The organism is Pseudomonas sp. BW7P1 (genome assembly GCF_024981055.1).
Taxonomy (GTDB): Bacteria; Pseudomonadota; Gammaproteobacteria; order Pseudomonadales; family Pseudomonadaceae; genus Aquipseudomonas; species Aquipseudomonas bananamidigenes.
On sequence record NZ_CP103374.1, the window covers coordinates 3305713 to 3322444 of the forward strand.

The window sequence follows — 16732 nt, forward strand, 5'->3', positions numbered from 1 at the left end:
CATTCTGGTGCTTCACACGGGGTAATACCAGTATATCCCGTCCGTTTATCTTGAAACATTTCACATTATTTTCAGCGTGGTACACTGCGTACTTTAGTGGCATGTACCACAGTACGTAATCGAAGGAGTCAATATGGCCCGTGGCGGCGTCAACAAAGCCGTAGTGCAGATCGCGCGCGCAGCGATCCTCGCCCGTGGCGAACACCCAAGCATCGACGCAGTACGCATCGAACTGGGCAACACCGGATCGAAAACCACCATCCACCGCTATCTGAAAGAGCTGGACGACGGCAGCGGTCCCGCCGAAACAGTCTCGGAACCGATCGACGATGAACTGACTGCCCTCGTTTCCCGTCTCGCGCAACGCCTCAAAGAGCAGGCGCAGGAACCCATCGACCAGGCGCGCGAGCAATTCGAGGAACAACGCCAGGCTCTGGAAAGCGAATTGAGCGAGACCCGTCAGTCCCTCAGCCAACTGGAACATCAGCACGAAATTCAGGGGGCATCCCTGGCTCGGGAATCCGAAGCCTTGAGCAATACACGCTCGATGCTCCAGACCGAGCAGACCCGCAATGCCGGCCTGAACCAGGCGCTGGCTGACTTTGAATTGCGTTTGCAGGACAAGGACGAACAGATCCGCTCGCTGGAAGAAAAACACCTGCACGCACGTGACGCGCTGGAGCACTACCGCAATGCGATCAAGGAGCAGCGCGAGCAGGAACAGAGCCGTCACGAAGCCCAGGTTCAGCAACTGCAGATGGAGTTGCGCCAGGCGCAGCAAAGTGCTCTGGTACGCCAGGACGAAATCACTCAACTACACCGTGACAACGAGCGCCTGCTGACCGAAAACCGCGGCACGAATCGTGAACTGAGCTTGCTGCAGGATCAGCTCAAGCACAATCATCAACGCCAGGATCAGTTACTGGAGCAAGTGCGAAGCGTTGAGAGTGAGCGCACGCTTCTTCAAGAGCGCCTGCGCGTGGCGCTGCTTGACAGCCAGACACTCAAGCAGAGCGTCGACGAGCAGAAACAGCTCAACCAGTCACTGAACACGCAACTGACCGAGAACCAGGAGAAATTGCGCCTGGCGACTGCCGTCAAGGCAGCGCCAGACGCGACAGCATCAAAGGATGTTTAAGCGCCAACCGGCGTACGCATGGTGACAAACTCTTCGGCCGCCGTCGGGTGCACCCCGATGGTGTCGTCGAAGTCACGCTTGGTCGCGCCAGCCTTCAGCGCAATCGCCAGCCCCTGCACGATCTCACCGGCCTCCGGCCCGACCATGTGGCAGCCCAGCACCTTGTCAGTCTTGCCATCGACCACCAGCTTCATCAGCGTGCGCTCCTGGCAGTCCGTCAGGGTCAGTTTCATCGGACGGAAGCGGCTTTCGTAAATCACCACCTCATGCCCGGCCGCCCGCGCCTCCTCTTCAGTCAAGCCGACGGTGCCGATATTCGGCAGGCTGAATACCGCTGTCGGGATCATCTTGTAATCCACCGGGCGATACTGCTCCGGCCTGAACAGACGTCGCGCCACTGCCATGCCTTCGGCCAGCGCCACGGGCGTCAATTGAACGCGACCGATGACATCACCCAACGCCAGAATCGACGGCTCGGTGGTCTGGTACAGCTCATCGACCTTGATAAAGCCCTTGTCATCCAGTGTGACGCCAGTATTTTCCAGCCCCAGATTGTCCAGCATCGGACGTCGTCCGGTGGCATAGAACACGCAATCGGCCTCGAGCTGGCGGCCATCTTTCAGGGTTGCCCGCAGGCTGCCATCCGCCTGCTTGTCGATTCGCTCGATGTCGGCGTTGAACTGAAGGTTCATGCCACGCTTGGTCAGCTCTTCCTGAAGGTGCTTGCGCACCGAACCGTCGAAGCCACGCAGGAACAGATCGCCGCGATACAGCAATGTGGTTTCGGCACCCAGCCCATGGAAGATTCCGGCGAATTCAACGGCGATGTATCCGCCACCCACGACCAGAACACGCTTGGGCAACTCTTCAAGGAAAAAGGCCTGATTGGAGCTGATCGCATGTTCATGCCCCGGAATCTCCGGAATCTGCGGCCAGCCGCCCGTAGCGATCAGAATGTTTTTCGCGGTGTAGCGCTCGCCGCTGACCTCCACTTCATGGGGACCAACGATCTTTGCGTGCGCTTCGTGCAGGGTCACGCCACTGTTGACCAGCAGATTGCGATAAATGCCGTTCAGGCGATTGATCTCGCGATCCTTGTTGGCGATCAGGGTCGCCCAGTCGAAATCCGCTTCACCCAGGTTCCAGCCGAAACCCGAGGATTGTTCAAAGTCTTCGGCGAAATGCGCGCCGTACACCAACAGTTTTTTCGGCACGCAGCCGACGTTGACGCAAGTGCCGCCGAGATAACGACTCTCGGCCACCGCCACTCTGGCGCCGAAACCAGCCGCGAATCGTGCAGCGCGAACACCGCCGGAACCGGCACCAATCACATAAAGGTCAAAATCGTAGGCCATTTCTTTCTCCTCGGCAGGCGATCAGCATACGCGCCGTCGCCCGTTGGGCAAGCACTCCTGCCGATATAGGGGCGAAAAATGAAAAAGCCACCCGAAGGTGGCTTTCTCGTACAGGCAGATCAGGCGCTGTCAGTAGGCCTTGCCGGTCTTGTAGAAGTTTTCGAAGCAGAAGTTGGTGGCCTCGATGTAACCCTCGGCACCACCGCAGTCGAAACGCTTGCCCTTGAACTTGTATGCCATCACGCAGCCGTTCTGGGCCTGTTTCATCAGAGCGTCGGTGATCTGGATCTCACCGCCCTTGCCTGGCTCGGTCTGCTCGATCAGGTCGAAGATGTCCGGAGTCAGGATGTAACGACCGATGATCGCCAGGTTCGACGGCGCGTCTTCCGGCTTCGGCTTTTCGACCATGCTGTGTACGCGGTAGATGTCATCACGGATCATCTCGCCGGCAATGACGCCGTACTTGCTGGTCTCTGACGGGTCGACTTCCTGGATGGCAATGATCGAGCAGCGGAACTGCTTGTACAGCTTGACCATCTGGGTCAGTACGCCGTCGCCATCAAGGTTGACGCACAAGTCGTCTGCCAGCACCACGGCAAACGGTTCATCGCCGATCAGCGGACGACCGGTCAGGATCGCGTGACCCAGGCCTTTCATTTCGGTCTGACGGGTGTAGGAGAACGAGCACTCGTCCAGCAGTTTGCGGATACCGACCAGGTATTTTTCCTTGTCGGTGCCTTTGATCTGGTTTTCCAGTTCATAGCTGATGTCGAAGTGGTCCTCCAGAGCGCGCTTGCCACGGCCAGTGACGATGGAGATTTCGTTCAGGCCGGCATCCAGAGCCTCTTCGACGCCGTACTGGATCAGTGGCTTGTTTACCACCGGCAGCATTTCCTTGGGCATGGCCTTAGTCGCTGGCAGGAAGCGAGTACCGTAACCGGCTGCTGGGAACAAGCATTTCTTGATCATATAAGTCCTTGAAAGGGCTGTGTGTACGAGTTTCGGCGCAGTCTAATCAGGCGGCGCGCACCTTACAATGCCCCGCACTGGCTAACCGATGCCAACATAGAGAAATAATCTGGCGGATAGTTCCATCGGCACATTGAGCCTGCGCATTCAGCGTAGCCCAAAGATTCAGGAACACCGCATCGACCCGCGCCCGTTCGCCTGTTTCCCGTTATCATGACGCCTTTGAACCAGCCAACGAGGCCGCTAGATGTCCGCAGAAAAAATCATCAACGGGTACACCGTCGCCAAGGCGAAAGATGGCCAGTGGCATATCACCGCCGCCAACGGCGAAGATGTGTCCGGTCCACTGCCCACTGAAGCGATGGCGGTTGAAGTAGCCGCGGTGCTTGAATACACGCCTGCTGCACCGAAACGTCGCGGCAAGGATCATGACTGATCGAACGGGCCCTGCCACTGTGCAGGGCTTTTTTTCGTCTGCCTACAAAGGCGTGGCCAATCGCTATAACCTTTTCACACCGGCGCTGTCATAACGTCTATCCCTCTCCTTGCGAAGACAACATCGCCATGAACACTCGCCTCCTGAATCGCATGCTGCCAATGATTGCGCTCCTGGCCCTGGCTGGCTGCGCCACTTCCGAAACGACCTATCTGAACAATGGCGAACAAGGCCTGAGCATCGACTGCTCGGGCGAAGCCAATTCCTGGGCTGCCTGCTATGAAAAGGCCGATGCTTCCTGCGCCGGAACGGGCTATCGCATCGTCGGCACCGACGGTACGCCCGCACCGAAGGAAAGCGACAAGACGCTGGGGGTCGACGTCGGCAACTACAAGAACCGCAGTGTCGTGGTGGTCTGCAAATAGAAATCTACATGTGGATTTCGGCGAACTTGATCCCCAGCCCGCGAACGACCTCAATCAGATCGTCCAGCCGGTCGAAGGACTCGACCTCGTCATTCTCGTCCACCAGAAAATAGCTGCGTCCGGCGCTTTTCTTGAAAAACACGATCCATTCCCCCGGATTCGCCGGGTTCTGAATCACATGGGTAGCCGCAATCAATCCCTCTTTATGGCGCTCGCGCACCTGTTCCCGCTTCATGCACACCTCCAGATATGAAAATGCCGCCCAGACATGACCTGGACGGCATCGATACTGACAAGTGACAGTTTATCAGCCGGAAATGCACGCCTCGGCAGCATTGCGCACATCCCGAGGACGAATCGGCACATTGGACATGCGCTCATGCAGCTTGATGCTGCTGCCACCCGAGCGATCCTCGATGTCAAACACCGCCGCCGGGCCTGATGACAGTTTCCCCGGCACGATCACCCGAACGCCGTCCTTGTGCGGTTCCATTTGCAGGGCCCCGCGACTATGTGCCAGTTTGTCGGCCAGGCACTGCGCGTACTCGTGGGGCTTCTTGCCGGAAATGACGTTCATGGTCGGCAACGTTTCATTGATCTCCGAAACACTTGCGCAACCACCCATCGTCAATGCCAACGGCACAATGACCACACCCCACTTCATACAGAATCTCCTATAAAGAGCCTCGGACAGCATGAATGCCATTTTTCTCCAAGGTTCATTGCATTTAACGCACACAGAATCGCGAATAACTGTTTTTAATTGTCAAAGCAGCGCCCGACGGCCGGATAATAACCCGTCCGGACTGATAAACTGCCGCCAATTGTCCTTGCTATCGTTTTGATTTTGTAGAAAAAGCCCTTCTGGAGGCGCCCATGAAATTCATTCACCAGCGCGAGCACCTCAACGAAGACGACATCGTCGTCATCCAGTGCTCGCAAACCTGCAACATCCGTCTGATGAACGACGCCAACTTCCGCAGCTTCAAGAATGGCGGTCGTCATACCTACCATGGTGGCGCGTTCGACAAATTCCCGGCCCGTATCACCGCGCCGAGCACCGGGTTCTGGAACATCACCATCGATACCGTCAGCCGCCGGGCGATCAGTGTGACACGCAAGCCGAACCTGACCCATTCGATCAAGATCATCCGCCGCTCCAGCTCGAAACTCAGCTGACACCCCCCTCCACACAATCAGGTAAGCATGACCGTGGCCCAAACGACCAAATTCGTCATCAAGTACAAACTCAACGGCGAGCGCCGTTTCGAGTTCGCCCAACTGGAAAACGGCACGCCGGAAGAGGCCAAGGCCGCGCTGAATGCCATTCACGGCCAGAGCGGCGACGTGATCAGCGACATCAGCGTCAGCAAGGCGCTGTAAGTCCGGGGTGAGAATTCGACCGCAAGCGCCGGAGTGTTCCGGCCTCGCGGGCTGCCTAGACTGATCGCCTGGACGCAAGCCAAGGAATCAGTATGCCGAAGTCACCTGACTCTCCCCTCGATACGCTCGACTGGATCGCACTCGAACAACAACTGGATCAAGACGGTTTCGCCATCATCCGTTCGCTGTTGCCCCCGCAAACCTGTGACCGCCTGAGTGCCCTTTACCCACAGAGCGACCCGTTCCGCTCGCAAGTCATCATGGCCCGACACGGTTTTGGGCGCGGCGAATACAAATACCTGCGCTATCCACTGCCGCCGCTCGTGGAACGCCTGCGCAGTTCGCTTTATCAGCGACTTGTTCCCTTGGCCAATCGCTGGCACGAGCGAATGGGATTAACAGAACGGTTTGCGCCGCTGCACAGCGAGTTTCTCGCGCGCTGTCACGCCGCCGGTCAACTGCGGCCTACCCCGCTCTTGCTGCAATACGGTCCGCAGGACTACAACTGTCTGCATCAGGACCTGTACGGCGAACATGTCTTTCCGCTACAAGTGGCGATTCTGCTGTCGGAACCAGGAGAAGACTTCAGCGGTGGTGAGTTCGTCCTGACCGAGCAACGCCCCAGAATGCAGTCTCGCCCCATGGTGATGGACCTGAAAAAAGGCGACGCACTGATCTTCGCCGTCAACCAGCGCCCGGTGAAAGGCGTGCGCGGTGATTATCGCGTCACCCTGCGCCACGGCGTGAGTCGCCTGCACAGCGGAAAACGGCATACTCTGGGCATCATCTTTCATGACGCCACCTGATCATCATGCAAAACCATCCTGACCTCTTCGCCGACACCGAGCAGCCCCGTCGCTCCGAGCAGATCGGGGAGCAATCATGGGTACTGCGCGGCTTTGCGCTGTCTCGTATTGAACAGTTGCTGCCCGCTCTGGAATCGATCATTGAACGGGCGCCACTGCGCCACATGATGACGCCCGGCGGCTTCAGCATGTCGGTCGCCACCAGCAGCTGCGGCGCCTTGGGCTGGATTACCGATCGCAGCGGTTACCGCTATTCGGCCGAAGATCCGCTCAGCCACCTGCCCTGGCCGGAGATGCCTGCAGTGTTTCGTGAGCTGGCGCAGGCAGCGGCGTTGCAGGCAGGCTTTCATGACTTCAGGCCGGATTCCTGCCTGATCAATCGCTATGTCCCCGGCGCAAAAATGTCTCTGCATCAGGACAAGGACGAAAGCACCTACACGGCGCCCATCGTTTCCCTGTCATTGGGCTTGCCCGCGATTTTCCTGTTCGGCGGTTTCAATCGCAGCGACAGAAGTCAGCGCGTTTCACTGCTGCACGGCGATATGGTGATCTGGGGTGGCGTCGACCGGCTGCGGTACCACGGGGTTCTGCCGATCAAACACGGCCGGCATCCGCAACTGGGCGAACAGCGTTTCAACCTGACGTTTCGCACCGCTGGATAACCTCCAGGAATTTGACCGCAAGGGCCGGAGTGTTACCGTTGGCGGCACTGGTTAACCTGAAATTCAACAGGTCAACGGACTCTCCATCATGAAAACGCGTTCCACCACGCTGAACACGCAAGATGATCCACGCTGGGCCGCTGTCATCGCACGGGATCCACGGGCGGACGGGCAGTTTGTCTATGCCGTGAAGACCACCGGCATCTATTGCCGCCCAAGCAGCCTGGCACGCCTGCCGAAGCCGCAGAATGTCGAATTTTTCGACACGGCCGAAGAGGCTGAGGCGGCGGGTTATCGTCCCAGCAAACGGGCGAGCAAGGATCAGAGCGACGTGGCCGCGCAACATGCCGCGACCGTGGCTGCGGCCTGCCGTCGGATCGAAAGCGCCGAAACCCTGCCGGCACTCAACGAACTGGCCGAAGCCGCCGGCCTTAGCCCCTTCCATTTCCATCGGGTGTTCAAAGCGGCCACCGGCCTGACACCCAAGGGTTACGCTGCTGCACACCGTTCCCGCAGAGTGCGACAACGTCTGGCGGATGGCGACTCGGTGACCGACGCACTGTACGACGCCGGTTTCAACTCAAACAGCCGCTTCTATGAATCGGCAGATCAGTTGCTGGGCATGAAACCGGGCGACTTCCGGGCCGCTGGACAAAACAACGACATTCGTTTTGCAGTCGGCCAGTGTTCGCTCGGTGCCATTCTGGTGGCCCAGAGTGCACGAGGCATCTGTGCGATTCTGTTGGGAGATGATCCGCATCAATTGGTCTGCGACCTGCAGGACCAGTTTCGTCGGGCCAACCTGATCGGCGCCGATGCCGAGTTCGAGCAACTGATCGCCCATGTCGTCGGTTTCATCGAAGCGCCGGCCATCGGCCTCGACCTGCCACTGGATGTACAGGGCACGGCGTTTCAGGAACGGGTCTGGCAGGCGCTGCGTGAAATACCGGTCGGCAGCACCGCCAGTTACGCCGACATCGCCCAGCGCATCGGCTCCCCAAAAGCCGTGCGGGCCGTGGCTCAGGCTTGCGGTGCCAACAGCCTCGCGGTGGCGATCCCTTGCCACCGCGTGGTGCGCAGCGACGGAAATCTCTCGGGCTATCGCTGGGGCGTGGAACGCAAGCGTGAGCTGTTGTCCCGGGAAACCCGCTCTTAACGAATGCCGATGTAAACCGCTACCGACTCGGGACCAAGGTAGGTCTCGAAGTCGGTGGCATAGCGGCGCTAAAGTGGCGGGTTGGCTTCGAAGTGTTTCCAGATCCGGCCCCAGGTGGCGATGACCGCCTCCGGTAATGCGCCCTGTCCCTCGAACACCAGATACTCCCCGCTCTCGATGCGGATCGATTCGAAGCCGTTTTGCGGATCGACGACAGCAACGCCCGCGGTCACATCAAACGCACCAGAAGCGTCCGACTCGTAGGCCGAATACACACCGTAGATCGGGGACTCGGCCAGTTTGCCGGGAATGTCCTGTGCCAGGTTCCTGCCGAAGAACTCCCCCCACATGGGCCCGATTTTCGCGGTTACCGGAGTCGTCTTTGTCGATCAGAATGCCGTTGAACATGTTTGCCTCCCGGGGCGTGAGTTCGAAGATTCATGGCATTCAAATAGCACACTGCAACCTTATTGCCCCACTCGACTTTCCGCCAATCGCTGAAAGATTGCGTCAGCGATGACTGCAATGATCGTAAAACCACAAATCCCGGCTGGCCCTGAAGCCGGTTTTGCTGGTAAAAAACCGGCTTCAGCTTCTCTGCCCTGCTTTGTCCTTCGGAGCCTATTCCATGAGCCAATGGCCAGACACCCGCATTCTCGACCTGCTCGGCATCGAACTGCCGATCATCCAGGGCCCGTTGGCCGGAGCCACGAATTCGTCGATGGTCATCGCCGTGTGCAATGCAGGCGGGCTGGGGTCGATGCCGGCGGCACTGCTGAGCGTCGAGCAACTGCGCCAGGAGTTGAACGCCATCCGCCAGGGCACCGACAAACCGTTCAACGTCAATTTTTTCTGCCACCAGCCACCGGTACCCGATGAACAGCGGGCACGAGACTGGAAAAATCTGCTGGAACCCTACTACCGCGAACTGGGTGCCGACTTCGATACACCGACTCCGGTATCCAACCGCACCCCGTTTGATCTGGCCGCTTGCGAAGTGGTTGAAGAGATCCGCCCGGAGGTGGTGAGCTTCCACTTTGGCCTGCCGGAAAAATCCCTGCTGAACCGGGTCAAGGCCACCGGGGCGAAAATCCTGTCGTCGGCAACCAACGTCGATGAGGCCGTCTGGCTGGAGCAGAACGGTTGCGACGCAATCATCGCCATGGGCTACGAAGCCGGCGGCCACCGGGGCATGTTCCTCAGCGACGACCTGAGCAGTCAGGTCGGGACTTTTGCCCTGGTTCCGCAAATCGTCGATGCGGTCAAGGTGCCGGTGATTGCTGCCGGTGCGGTTGCCGATGCGCGAGGCGTTGCGGCCGCCCTCATGCTCGGGGCATCGGCCGTGCAGGTCGGCACGGCTTATCTGTTTACACCGGAGGCAAAAATCAGCGCCTCGCATCACAGGGCGTTGCGTACGGCAAAAGACAGTGAAACGGCGATCACCAACCTGTTCACCGGACGGCCGGCACGGGGAATTCTGAACCGGGCGATGCGCGAGCTGGGGCCGATGTCAGACAAAGCCCCGGCGTTTCCTTTGGCCGGTGGCGCTCTGATGCCCTTGCGCGCCAAGGACGAGGCCGGTTTCAGCAACCTCTGGGCCGGTCAGGCGTTTGCATTGGGCAAGGAACTGAGCAGTGCGCAACTGACGCGACAACTGGCCGAAGGCGCACTGGCGAAACTGGTTCGATAATCCACGCAAACAGGTGACAGGCAGCGCGCCTTTGCCCGAGGTGAAACCAGCACTTTCCGTTTAACGGTGTTTCGCTATATATTCACCTATATAGCGATTCCCCCTCGCATCGGCGCAGTCTACCCCTCTAACAACAACTGCCCACTGCACCTGCCTACAACGGAGCTGTTACATGACCATTCGTGCCTCACGTTTTGCCCCTGCCTGTCTGGCCTCTCTGATCGCGGTATTTGCCATGGGCGCTGTTCAGGCCGATGAAGTGCAGGTCGCGGTCGCGGCCAACTTCACTGCGCCGATTCAGGCGATCGCCGCCGATTTCGAAAAAGACACCGGGCACAAACTGGTGGCAGCCTATGGTGCTACCGGACAGTTCTACACCCAGATCAAGAACGGCGCGCCGTTCGAGGTGTTCCTCTCGGCTGACGACACCACACCTGAAAAACTGGAAAAAGAAGGCGACACCGTCAAAGGTTCGCGCTTCACTTACGCCATTGGCACTCTGGCGCTGTGGTCGGCCAAGGAAGGTTACGTCGACCCCAAAGGCGACGTACTGAAGAAAAACCAATACCAGCACCTGTCCATCGCCAACCCGAAAGCCGCTCCTTATGGCCTCGCCGCCACCCAGGTGCTGGAGAAGCTGAAATTGACGGAAGCAACCAAAACCAAGATCGTTGAAGGCCAGAACATCACTCAGGCCTACCAGTTCGTATCCACCGGCAACGCCGAACTGGGCTTTGTCGCCCTGTCGCAGATCTACAAGGATGGCAAGGTCGCCAGCGGCTCGGCGTGGATCGTTCCGGCGAGTATGCACGACCCGATCAAGCAGGACGCCGTCATCCTGAACAAAGGCAAGGACAACGCCGCCGCCAAGGCGCTGGTTGACTACCTCAAGGGCCCGAAAGCCGCTGAGGTCATCAAGTCCTACGGTTACCAGCTGTAAATGTCGCTGACGAGTGCCGATTTCGCGGCGATCTGGCTGACCCTGAAACTGGCGTCCCTGACCACCGCAATCCTGCTGGTCATCGGCACTCCGATTGCCCTGTGGTTGTCACGCAGCCGTTCCTGGCTGCGCGGCCCCATCGGGGCCATCGTCGCCCTGCCCCTTGTATTGCCGCCGACCGTGATCGGCTTTTATCTGTTGCTGGCCATGGGGCCGAACGGCTTTCTTGGCCATTTCACCCAGTGGCTGGGGCTGGGCACGCTCACTTTCAGTTTCACCGGGCTGGTGATCGGTTCGGTGCTCTATTCCATGCCTTTTGTGGTGCAACCGTTGCAAAACGCCTTCTCCGCCATCGGCACTCGCCCACTGGAAGTGGCCGCCACTTTGCGTGCCAATCCCTGGGACACTTTTTTCAGCGTCATCCTGCCGCTCGCACGCCCCGGATTCATTACCGCGGCGATTCTCGGTTTCGCCCATACCGTCGGCGAATTCGGTGTGGTGCTGATGATCGGCGGCAATATTCCCGACAAGACCCGCGTGGTGTCGGTCCAGATCTACGATCATGTCGAAGCCATGGAGTACTCGCAGGCGCATTGGCTCGCCGGGGCGATGCTGGTGTTTTCGTTTCTGGTGTTGCTGGCGCTTTATTCCAGCCGCAAGTCGCGCGCAGGCTGGAGTTGATCGATGATTGAAGCTCGCTTGAAACTTGCCTGGCCAGGCTTCGGTCTGGATGTCGACCTGAGTTTGCCGGGCCGAGGCGTGACCGCGCTGTTCGGGCAGTCCGGTTCGGGCAAGACCACTTGCCTGCGCTGTATCGCCGGGCTCGAACGCGCCGCTGAAGCTTTTATCAGCATCAATGGTGAAGTCTGGCAGGACAGCCGAACCGGTATCTTTGTCCCGCCCCACAGACGAGCGCTGGGTTATGTTTTTCAGGAGGCCAGCCTGTTTGCGCACCTCTCGGTGCTGGCCAACCTGCAATTCGGCCTCAAACGCATCGCGAAAGACCAGCGCCGGGTCGACCTGGCGCAAGCCACCGAACTGCTGGGGATCGGTCATTTACTGGAACGGCATCCGCAGCATCTGTCCGGCGGTGAACGTCAGCGCGTCGGTATTGCTCGTGCCTTGTTGACCAGTCCGAAACTGCTGCTGATGGACGAACCCCTGGCCGCGCTCGACAGCCAGCGAAAAAGTGAAATCCTGCCTTACCTGCAACGCCTGCACGACGAACTCGATATTCCGGTTCTGTATGTCAGCCACGCCCAGGATGAAGTGGCGCAGCTGGCCGATCATCTGGTGCTGCTCGAAGCGGGTAAAGCGCTGGCCAGCGGTCCGATCGGAGAAACCCTGGCACGTCTTGATCTGCCATTGGCCATGGGCAATGACGCCGGCGTGATCATTGAGGGTCAGGTCACCTCTTACGATCACGCCTACCAGTTACTCTGCCTGCGACTGCCCGACACCTTGCTGGATATTCGCGTGACTCACGCGCCAATGGACGTCGGTCAGGCACTGCGCTGCAAAGTACAGGCCCGCGATGTCAGCCTGACGTTGCATGACAGCGAACACAGCAGCATCCTCAACCGCCTGCCGGTCAGAGTGGTCAGCGAGATGCCCGCCGACAATGCCGCACATGTGCTGATTCGACTGGATGCCGACGGCACGCCGCTGCTGGCGCGTATCACGCGATACTCCCGGGATCAGTTGGGCGTGCATCCGGGCCAGGCATTGTGGGCGCAGATCAAGGCCGTCGCGGTTCTGGCCTGAATCGCGACGGCACGACTGGCGGAGCATGCGGTCAATCGCTGTAACAACAGACCGCCACCAGGGAATCCGCCATGCCCGATGCCGCGCTGACCGAAGTGTTGCCTTCGGACCTGCATTACGTCGATGACACTCAACCCGGAATCACACGCAAGAAGCTGCGTGGCAAGTTCTGCTATTTCGACCCCCACGGCCAGCGCATCGTCGACCCGGACGAAGTCAAACGCCTCAATGCGCTGGCCGTGCCGCCGGCCTACACCGATGTCTGGATCTGCGCCGACCCTCGCGGCCACTTGCAGGCCACCGGTCGTGATGCCCGCGGGCGCAAGCAATACCGTTATCATCCGCGCTGGCGTGAAGTCCGTGATGCCGACAAATACTCGCGCCTGCGCGAGTTCGGCATGGCCTTACCGAAACTGCGCAAACGACTGGAGGCACTGCTGGCCGCGCCGGGGTTCAGCCGTGACAAAGTGATGGCCACGGTGATCACCCTGCTCGATGCCACGTTGATCCGCGTCGGCAACACTCAATACGCACGAGAGAATCGGTCGTACGGACTGACCACCCTGCGCAACCGACACGTCGAGATCAACGGCAGCGCGATTCTGTTTCAGTTTCGGGGCAAAAGCGGCATTGAGCATCAAATCACCGTGAAGGACCGACGCCTGGCGCGCATCATCAAGCGTTGCATGGAAATTCCGGGGCAGAACCTGTTCCAGTACCTGGATGAAAACGGCGAGCGGCACACCGTCAGTTCGCAAGACGTCAACGCGTATCTGCAAACCCTCACCGGCGCAGACTTCACCGCCAAGGACTATCGCACCTGGGCCGGCAGCGCTCTGGCGCTGGCGATATTGCGAGAGCTGCAGTGGGAGTCGGAAACCGAGGCCAAACGACATGTGGCGGAGATGGTCAAGGGTGTGGCGCGACAACTGGGCAATACACCGGCAGTGTGCCGCAAGTGCTACATCCACCCGGCGGTGGTCGAGCATTTCATGCTGGGGGTGCTGGCCGATCTTCCGAGGCCTCGGGTGCGCAAGGGCTTGCGCACCGAGGAAGTCGCCCTGGCGATCTTTCTGGAACGCATGGTCGACATGGCAACCACGCCTTGAACCCTGCGGGCGTCTCGGCTAGGCTTGCGACTTTCCTTCCTTCAGGACGACCGCCGAAGTGAACAACTAAGCCTTCAAAAATGTAATCGCGACACGCCATTAACGGCGCTTGTCAGTGTTCACGACATTTTTTGGAGGTGCCGATGACTCACGTCTCGCGTACGCCCGCCCTCGTCTCCCTGAACCAGCTGGGTTTCCAGTTCGCCAATGGCGAGACGATTTTCGATGCACTCAATCTGAAGTTCGACCACACCCCCTGCGCCATCGTCGGGCGCAACGGCGTTGGCAAGAGCGTGCTGGCACGCTTGATCGCCGGGGTCCTGCAACCAACGACCGGCAGCGTGGTCCGCTCCGTGACAACAGCCTATGTGGAACAAAATCCTGTCGTGCCAATCGGTCAGACCGTGGCCGATGCGACGGGCAGCACCACCATTCTTCAGGCACTAGGTCGTCTGAACCAGGGTGATGGTTGCGTCGAGGACATCGACATCGTCGGCGAACATTGGGATCTTGCGGAGCGCTTGCGACGCTTGCTGGATGACGCCGGACTGGTCCACGCAGGGTTTGGCGACCGAATGAGCAATCTGAGCGGTGGCCAGCAGGCGCGCATTGCCCTGATTGGTGCTTTCTTGACGCAGCCATCATTGTTGATTCTTGATGAGCCGAGCAATCACCTGGATACAACCGGCCGGCAATGGCTGCTCGGCATGCTCGAACAATGGCGCAGTGGCTTGATCGTCATCAGCCATGACCGACAGTTGCTGGACCGAATGCAGCGCATCGTCGAACTCACCGCCGCAGGCGCGAACGAGTTCGGCGGCAATTACTCGGCGTTTCGGGAGCAACAGAAAATCCACCAGGCAGCCGCGCAAGCCCGCCTCGACCAGGCCAGGAGCGAACGTCACCGTGAACGGTTACGCTTGCAGCGCGAACACGACACCATACAACGACGCGCAGCCACCTCTCGCCGCAATGCTGATACGGCCAACATTGCCAGTTTCGAACGCGTCGCCATCAAGGGCGCCGCCCGGGAAATCATGGGTCATGTCCGCTGCGCCCATGAGAGGCGCAAATCCGATCTGGATACTCAGGTACGCGAGGCCTACGCCAAAGTAGCCCCCGAAGACTGTGTGTCGATCAACCTGCCAGGCAGCAACGTGCCGACTGCCCGTCAGGTCTGCACACTGATTGACGCAGGACTGCCCTGGATATCTCCCTCCCTGCCGACGAGCCGATTGAATCTCTGGTTGCGTGGTCCGATGCGGGTCGCCGTCAATGGCCCCAACGGGTGCGGCAAATCGACCTTGCTGAAAATGCTCGCCGGACAAGTGCGTGCAATCGGCGGACACAGCACGACCCATGTGCCTTGCGCATTTCTCGATCAACAACTGAATCTGCTGGACGATCAGCCCTCCATCATTGAACAACTGACAGCCCACGGCACGGCATTGGAAGAAGGCACCCTGCGCAGTTATCTGGCGCAACTGCAACTGGATGCCCGCCGCGCCACGCAACCCTGCGGATCACTGAGTGGCGGCGAACGTTTGAAAGCGGCACTGGCACTGGCGTTGTGGAGGGAAACACCCGCACAACTGTTGCTGCTCGACGAGCCGACCAATCATCTGGACCTACCCTCAGTGGAAGCGTTTGAACAGGCTCTGCAGACATTTCCCGGAGCAATTGTCGTGGTGTCACACGATCAAGCGTTTCTGCGAGCGTTACATCCGACTCACAACCTGCATTGGCAGCCGTCGGGCTGGTCGCTCCAGCCGACGAACTGAGTTGTATATTTTTTGCACGATCGGCCAGGGCTTCTATAGTTGATCTGACACACAGCAACGGCGATAACGCCATGGAAGACCTGTTGGCCTTGCAGCGTTGCATAAGATGCATCGCAGCCAGCACCCGGTTGTCCGTCAATACGTCTCGCAACGGATAGCTGTCATTTACGGGTCTATACTCAAACGAGCTGAAGGAGCAGCGCCCCAACGGCAGAGAGCTCGCGCTTCGCGGGCTTTTTGCTGCCTCAGAGCGTTTTACCGAACGGAGGTGTTCCATGTCCGAAAGAGAGTCCATCACCACTCTCCTCACCTTGCTCGAGGCCCGGGAGGCACGTCTCGCCGCCGCCTGCAAGGAGATCGCCGACTGGGTCGACCATCAAGGCGGGCACCCCACCGCCCTGCGCATCCGCGACCGGCTGAACGACATCGAAAAGGACACACCGCTGATCCGCAGCACGCTGTCGTCGCTCAAACCGATCGATCGGCCACTGCCCCGTTTCCGGTAATTCGCCGAGGGGTATGCATTAGCGGTCAGACGAGCAATGCGCATCCGATTGTCAGCATCGGTAAAAATCGTGGGTTTGACGAACCAGCCCGAGTGCAACCCTTCCGGTCGACTCTTCGCCCGCTACGGGTACCCAATCTTTTAATGGCGTCAGGAAATGCATTTCAAAACGACGTGACAGGAACGCCCACTTTCCGTCCCGACGTTCAAACCTGTCGTGGTAAAGACCGCTGACTTGCACCGGGCCCTTTTCAATGTCATGAAACAGGCAATCCGCAGCTACCGTGCCCACTGCGCTGTCACCCTCGATTTCAATCAGCGGGTTGGCCATCCAGTGGTGCATATGGGGCATCTGGCGCCAGCTGTTTTGCGCCATCGCCAGGATTTCGTCACGGTTTCCAGCCTGGCCAAAACCCGGTAGATCCAGTGTCGACTCTTCGTGCCAGATTGAGCCAAGAAGCGAGGCGTCGATGCGGTCGAAAGCATTGGCGTAGGCGCTGATCAGCGACTCGATGGCGACGCGACTTTCCAGGGCGTCCAGTCGGGCGTTCAGTTGTTCATTGTTCATGATGAGGTTTCCTGCAGGGACTGCGCATAAGCGGGGAAGGCAGCC

20 protein-coding genes and 1 pseudogene are annotated in these 16732 nt (G+C 59.2%); 15 read left to right on the forward strand and 6 right to left on the reverse strand.

The features are described from left to right. Positions 1 to 133: 133 nt before the first annotated feature. Positions 134 to 1138 (forward strand): DNA-binding protein, encoded by a 1005-nt coding sequence (locus NWV16_RS14710; RefSeq protein ID WP_260519635.1) that lies wholly within the window; start codon positions 134 to 136, stop codon positions 1136 to 1138. Here NWV16_RS14710 and gorA read toward each other — a convergent pair. Both gorA and galU read right to left on the reverse strand, forming a co-directional pair. Continuing rightward, positions 1135 to 2493, reverse strand: coding sequence for a glutathione-disulfide reductase (gene gorA / locus NWV16_RS14715; protein WP_260519636.1), 1359 nt, complete (start codon positions 2491 to 2493; stop codon positions 1135 to 1137). The genes NWV16_RS14710 and gorA overlap by 4 nt on opposite strands. Before the next feature lie 129 nt (positions 2494 to 2622). After that, a complete protein-coding gene (gene galU, locus NWV16_RS14720) occupies positions 2623 to 3462 on the reverse strand; it encodes a UTP--glucose-1-phosphate uridylyltransferase GalU (RefSeq protein WP_260519637.1) in 840 nt (279 codons plus the stop codon). 247 nt (positions 3463 to 3709) lie between these two features. Here galU and NWV16_RS14725 point away from each other — a divergent pair, with 247 nt between their 5' ends. Both NWV16_RS14725 and NWV16_RS14730 read left to right on the forward strand, forming a co-directional pair. Next, positions 3710 to 3898: a hypothetical protein gene (locus NWV16_RS14725; RefSeq protein ID WP_260519638.1), complete on the forward strand. Its 189-nt coding sequence runs from the start codon at positions 3710 to 3712 to the stop codon at positions 3896 to 3898. Between the two features lie 128 nt (positions 3899 to 4026). Next, positions 4027 to 4323 (forward strand): hypothetical protein, encoded by a 297-nt coding sequence (locus tag NWV16_RS14730; RefSeq protein ID WP_260519639.1) that lies wholly within the window; start codon positions 4027 to 4029, stop codon positions 4321 to 4323. A gap of 4 nt (positions 4324 to 4327) precedes the next feature. Here NWV16_RS14730 and NWV16_RS14735 read toward each other — a convergent pair whose 3' ends face one another. Continuing rightward, positions 4328 to 4558: a hypothetical protein gene (locus NWV16_RS14735; protein WP_260519640.1), complete on the reverse strand. Its 231-nt coding sequence runs from the start codon at positions 4556 to 4558 to the stop codon at positions 4328 to 4330. A 72-nt stretch (positions 4559 to 4630) separates the two neighbouring features. Further along, positions 4631 to 4987: a hypothetical protein gene (locus NWV16_RS14740; RefSeq protein WP_260519641.1), complete on the reverse strand. Its 357-nt coding sequence runs from the start codon at positions 4985 to 4987 to the stop codon at positions 4631 to 4633. Positions 4988 to 5199: 212 nt separating this feature from the next. Between NWV16_RS14740 and NWV16_RS14745 the strand changes: the two genes are divergently transcribed. The 5 genes from NWV16_RS14745 to ada all read left to right on the forward strand — a co-directional run bounded on the left by NWV16_RS14745 (position 5200) and on the right by ada (position 8330). Next, positions 5200 to 5502 carry a DUF1883 domain-containing protein gene (locus NWV16_RS14745; protein ID WP_065260500.1) on the forward strand — a complete coding sequence of 101 codons (303 nt, stop codon included), beginning with the start codon at positions 5200 to 5202 and terminating at the stop codon, positions 5500 to 5502. A gap of 27 nt (positions 5503 to 5529) precedes the next feature. Next, complete coding sequence (locus NWV16_RS14750) at positions 5530 to 5706, forward strand: hypothetical protein (protein WP_260519642.1); 177 nt, start codon at positions 5530 to 5532, stop codon at positions 5704 to 5706. A 92-nt stretch (positions 5707 to 5798) separates the two neighbouring features. Beyond that, positions 5799 to 6512: a 2OG-Fe(II) oxygenase gene (locus tag NWV16_RS14755; protein ID WP_260519643.1), complete on the forward strand. Its 714-nt coding sequence runs from the start codon at positions 5799 to 5801 to the stop codon at positions 6510 to 6512. A 5-nt stretch (positions 6513 to 6517) separates the two neighbouring features. Next, positions 6518 to 7174: a DNA oxidative demethylase AlkB gene (gene alkB / locus NWV16_RS14760; RefSeq protein ID WP_260519644.1), complete on the forward strand. Its 657-nt coding sequence runs from the start codon at positions 6518 to 6520 to the stop codon at positions 7172 to 7174. Positions 7175 to 7262: 88 nt separating this feature from the next. Continuing rightward, positions 7263 to 8330 carry a bifunctional DNA-binding transcriptional regulator/O6-methylguanine-DNA methyltransferase Ada gene (ada, locus tag NWV16_RS14765; RefSeq protein WP_260519645.1) on the forward strand — a complete coding sequence of 356 codons (1068 nt, stop codon included), beginning with the start codon at positions 7263 to 7265 and terminating at the stop codon, positions 8328 to 8330. 68 nt (positions 8331 to 8398) lie between these two features. Here ada and NWV16_RS14770 read toward each other — a convergent pair. Continuing rightward, a pseudogene (locus NWV16_RS14770) lies at positions 8399 to 8698 on the reverse strand (GyrI-like domain-containing protein); the annotation flags it as partial. A 260-nt stretch (positions 8699 to 8958) separates the two neighbouring features. Here NWV16_RS14770 and NWV16_RS14775 point away from each other — a divergent pair. The 7 genes from NWV16_RS14775 to NWV16_RS14805 all read left to right on the forward strand — a co-directional run bounded on the left by NWV16_RS14775 (position 8959) and on the right by NWV16_RS14805 (position 16120). Next, a complete protein-coding gene (locus tag NWV16_RS14775) occupies positions 8959 to 10020 on the forward strand; it encodes an NAD(P)H-dependent flavin oxidoreductase (protein ID WP_260519647.1) in 1062 nt (353 codons plus the stop codon). Positions 10021 to 10192: 172 nt separating this feature from the next. Next, positions 10193 to 10960: a molybdate ABC transporter substrate-binding protein gene (gene modA, locus NWV16_RS14780; RefSeq protein WP_260519648.1), complete on the forward strand. Its 768-nt coding sequence runs from the start codon at positions 10193 to 10195 to the stop codon at positions 10958 to 10960. Beyond that, positions 10961 to 11641: a molybdate ABC transporter permease subunit gene (modB, locus tag NWV16_RS14785; RefSeq protein WP_260519649.1), complete on the forward strand. Its 681-nt coding sequence runs from the start codon at positions 10961 to 10963 to the stop codon at positions 11639 to 11641. It begins immediately after the preceding gene. 3 nt (positions 11642 to 11644) lie between these two features. After that, the gene (gene modC / locus NWV16_RS14790) at positions 11645 to 12724 is read left to right on the forward strand and encodes a molybdenum ABC transporter ATP-binding protein (RefSeq protein ID WP_260519650.1); all 1080 of its coding nucleotides are present in this window, start codon (positions 11645 to 11647) and stop codon (positions 12722 to 12724) included. 71 nt (positions 12725 to 12795) lie between these two features. Further along, the gene (locus tag NWV16_RS14795; protein ID WP_260519651.1) at positions 12796 to 13833 is read left to right on the forward strand and encodes a DNA topoisomerase IB; all 1038 of its coding nucleotides are present in this window, start codon (positions 12796 to 12798) and stop codon (positions 13831 to 13833) included. Between the two features lie 143 nt (positions 13834 to 13976). Continuing rightward, positions 13977 to 15614 (forward strand): ABC-F family ATP-binding cassette domain-containing protein, encoded by a 1638-nt coding sequence (locus tag NWV16_RS14800; RefSeq protein ID WP_260519652.1) that lies wholly within the window; start codon positions 13977 to 13979, stop codon positions 15612 to 15614. Between the two features lie 275 nt (positions 15615 to 15889). Next, the gene (locus tag NWV16_RS14805) at positions 15890 to 16120 is read left to right on the forward strand and encodes a hypothetical protein (RefSeq protein ID WP_065260512.1); all 231 of its coding nucleotides are present in this window, start codon (positions 15890 to 15892) and stop codon (positions 16118 to 16120) included. A 51-nt stretch (positions 16121 to 16171) separates the two neighbouring features. Here the strand turns inward: NWV16_RS14805 and NWV16_RS14810 are convergent, their stop codons facing one another. Next, positions 16172 to 16687 (reverse strand): nuclear transport factor 2 family protein, encoded by a 516-nt coding sequence (locus NWV16_RS14810; RefSeq protein ID WP_260519653.1) that lies wholly within the window; start codon positions 16685 to 16687, stop codon positions 16172 to 16174. Between the last annotated feature and the right edge of the window lie 45 nt (positions 16688 to 16732).

Bases quoted from the DNA above. Each gene is read 5' to 3' on its own strand.
- NWV16_RS14810 (WP_260519653.1), bottom strand. From the start codon at position 16,687: ATGAACAATGAACAACTGAACGCCCGACTGGACGCCCTGGAAAGTCGC.
- modC (WP_260519650.1), top strand. From the start codon at position 11,645: ATGATTGAAGCTCGCTTGAAACTTGCCTGGCCAGGCTTCGGTCTGGAT.
- NWV16_RS14805 (WP_065260512.1), top strand. From the start codon at position 15,890: ATGTCCGAAAGAGAGTCCATCACCACTCTCCTCACCTTGCTCGAGGCC.
- modA (WP_260519648.1), top strand. From the start codon at position 10,193: ATGACCATTCGTGCCTCACGTTTTGCCCCTGCCTGTCTGGCCTCTCTG.
- NWV16_RS14795 (WP_260519651.1), top strand. From the start codon at position 12,796: ATGCCCGATGCCGCGCTGACCGAAGTGTTGCCTTCGGACCTGCATTAC.
- NWV16_RS14800 (WP_260519652.1), top strand. From the start codon at position 13,977: ATGACTCACGTCTCGCGTACGCCCGCCCTCGTCTCCCTGAACCAGCTG.
- NWV16_RS14755 (WP_260519643.1), top strand. From the start codon at position 5,799: ATGCCGAAGTCACCTGACTCTCCCCTCGATACGCTCGACTGGATCGCA.
- NWV16_RS14775 (WP_260519647.1), top strand. From the start codon at position 8,959: ATGAGCCAATGGCCAGACACCCGCATTCTCGACCTGCTCGGCATCGAA.
- NWV16_RS14710 (WP_260519635.1), top strand. From the start codon at position 134: ATGGCCCGTGGCGGCGTCAACAAAGCCGTAGTGCAGATCGCGCGCGCA.
- NWV16_RS14725 (WP_260519638.1), top strand. From the start codon at position 3,710: ATGTCCGCAGAAAAAATCATCAACGGGTACACCGTCGCCAAGGCGAAA.
- NWV16_RS14730 (WP_260519639.1), top strand. From the start codon at position 4,027: ATGAACACTCGCCTCCTGAATCGCATGCTGCCAATGATTGCGCTCCTG.
- alkB (WP_260519644.1), top strand. From the start codon at position 6,518: ATGCAAAACCATCCTGACCTCTTCGCCGACACCGAGCAGCCCCGTCGC.
- NWV16_RS14745 (WP_065260500.1), top strand. From the start codon at position 5,200: ATGAAATTCATTCACCAGCGCGAGCACCTCAACGAAGACGACATCGTC.
- ada (WP_260519645.1), top strand. From the start codon at position 7,263: ATGAAAACGCGTTCCACCACGCTGAACACGCAAGATGATCCACGCTGG.
- galU (WP_260519637.1), bottom strand. From the start codon at position 3,462: ATGATCAAGAAATGCTTGTTCCCAGCAGCCGGTTACGGTACTCGCTTC.
- modB (WP_260519649.1), top strand. From the start codon at position 10,961: ATGTCGCTGACGAGTGCCGATTTCGCGGCGATCTGGCTGACCCTGAAA.
- NWV16_RS14740 (WP_260519641.1), bottom strand. From the start codon at position 4,987: ATGAAGTGGGGTGTGGTCATTGTGCCGTTGGCATTGACGATGGGTGGT.
- gorA (WP_260519636.1), bottom strand. From the start codon at position 2,493: ATGGCCTACGATTTTGACCTTTATGTGATTGGTGCCGGTTCCGGCGGT.
- NWV16_RS14750 (WP_260519642.1), top strand. From the start codon at position 5,530: ATGACCGTGGCCCAAACGACCAAATTCGTCATCAAGTACAAACTCAAC.
- NWV16_RS14735 (WP_260519640.1), bottom strand. From the start codon at position 4,558: ATGAAGCGGGAACAGGTGCGCGAGCGCCATAAAGAGGGATTGATTGCG.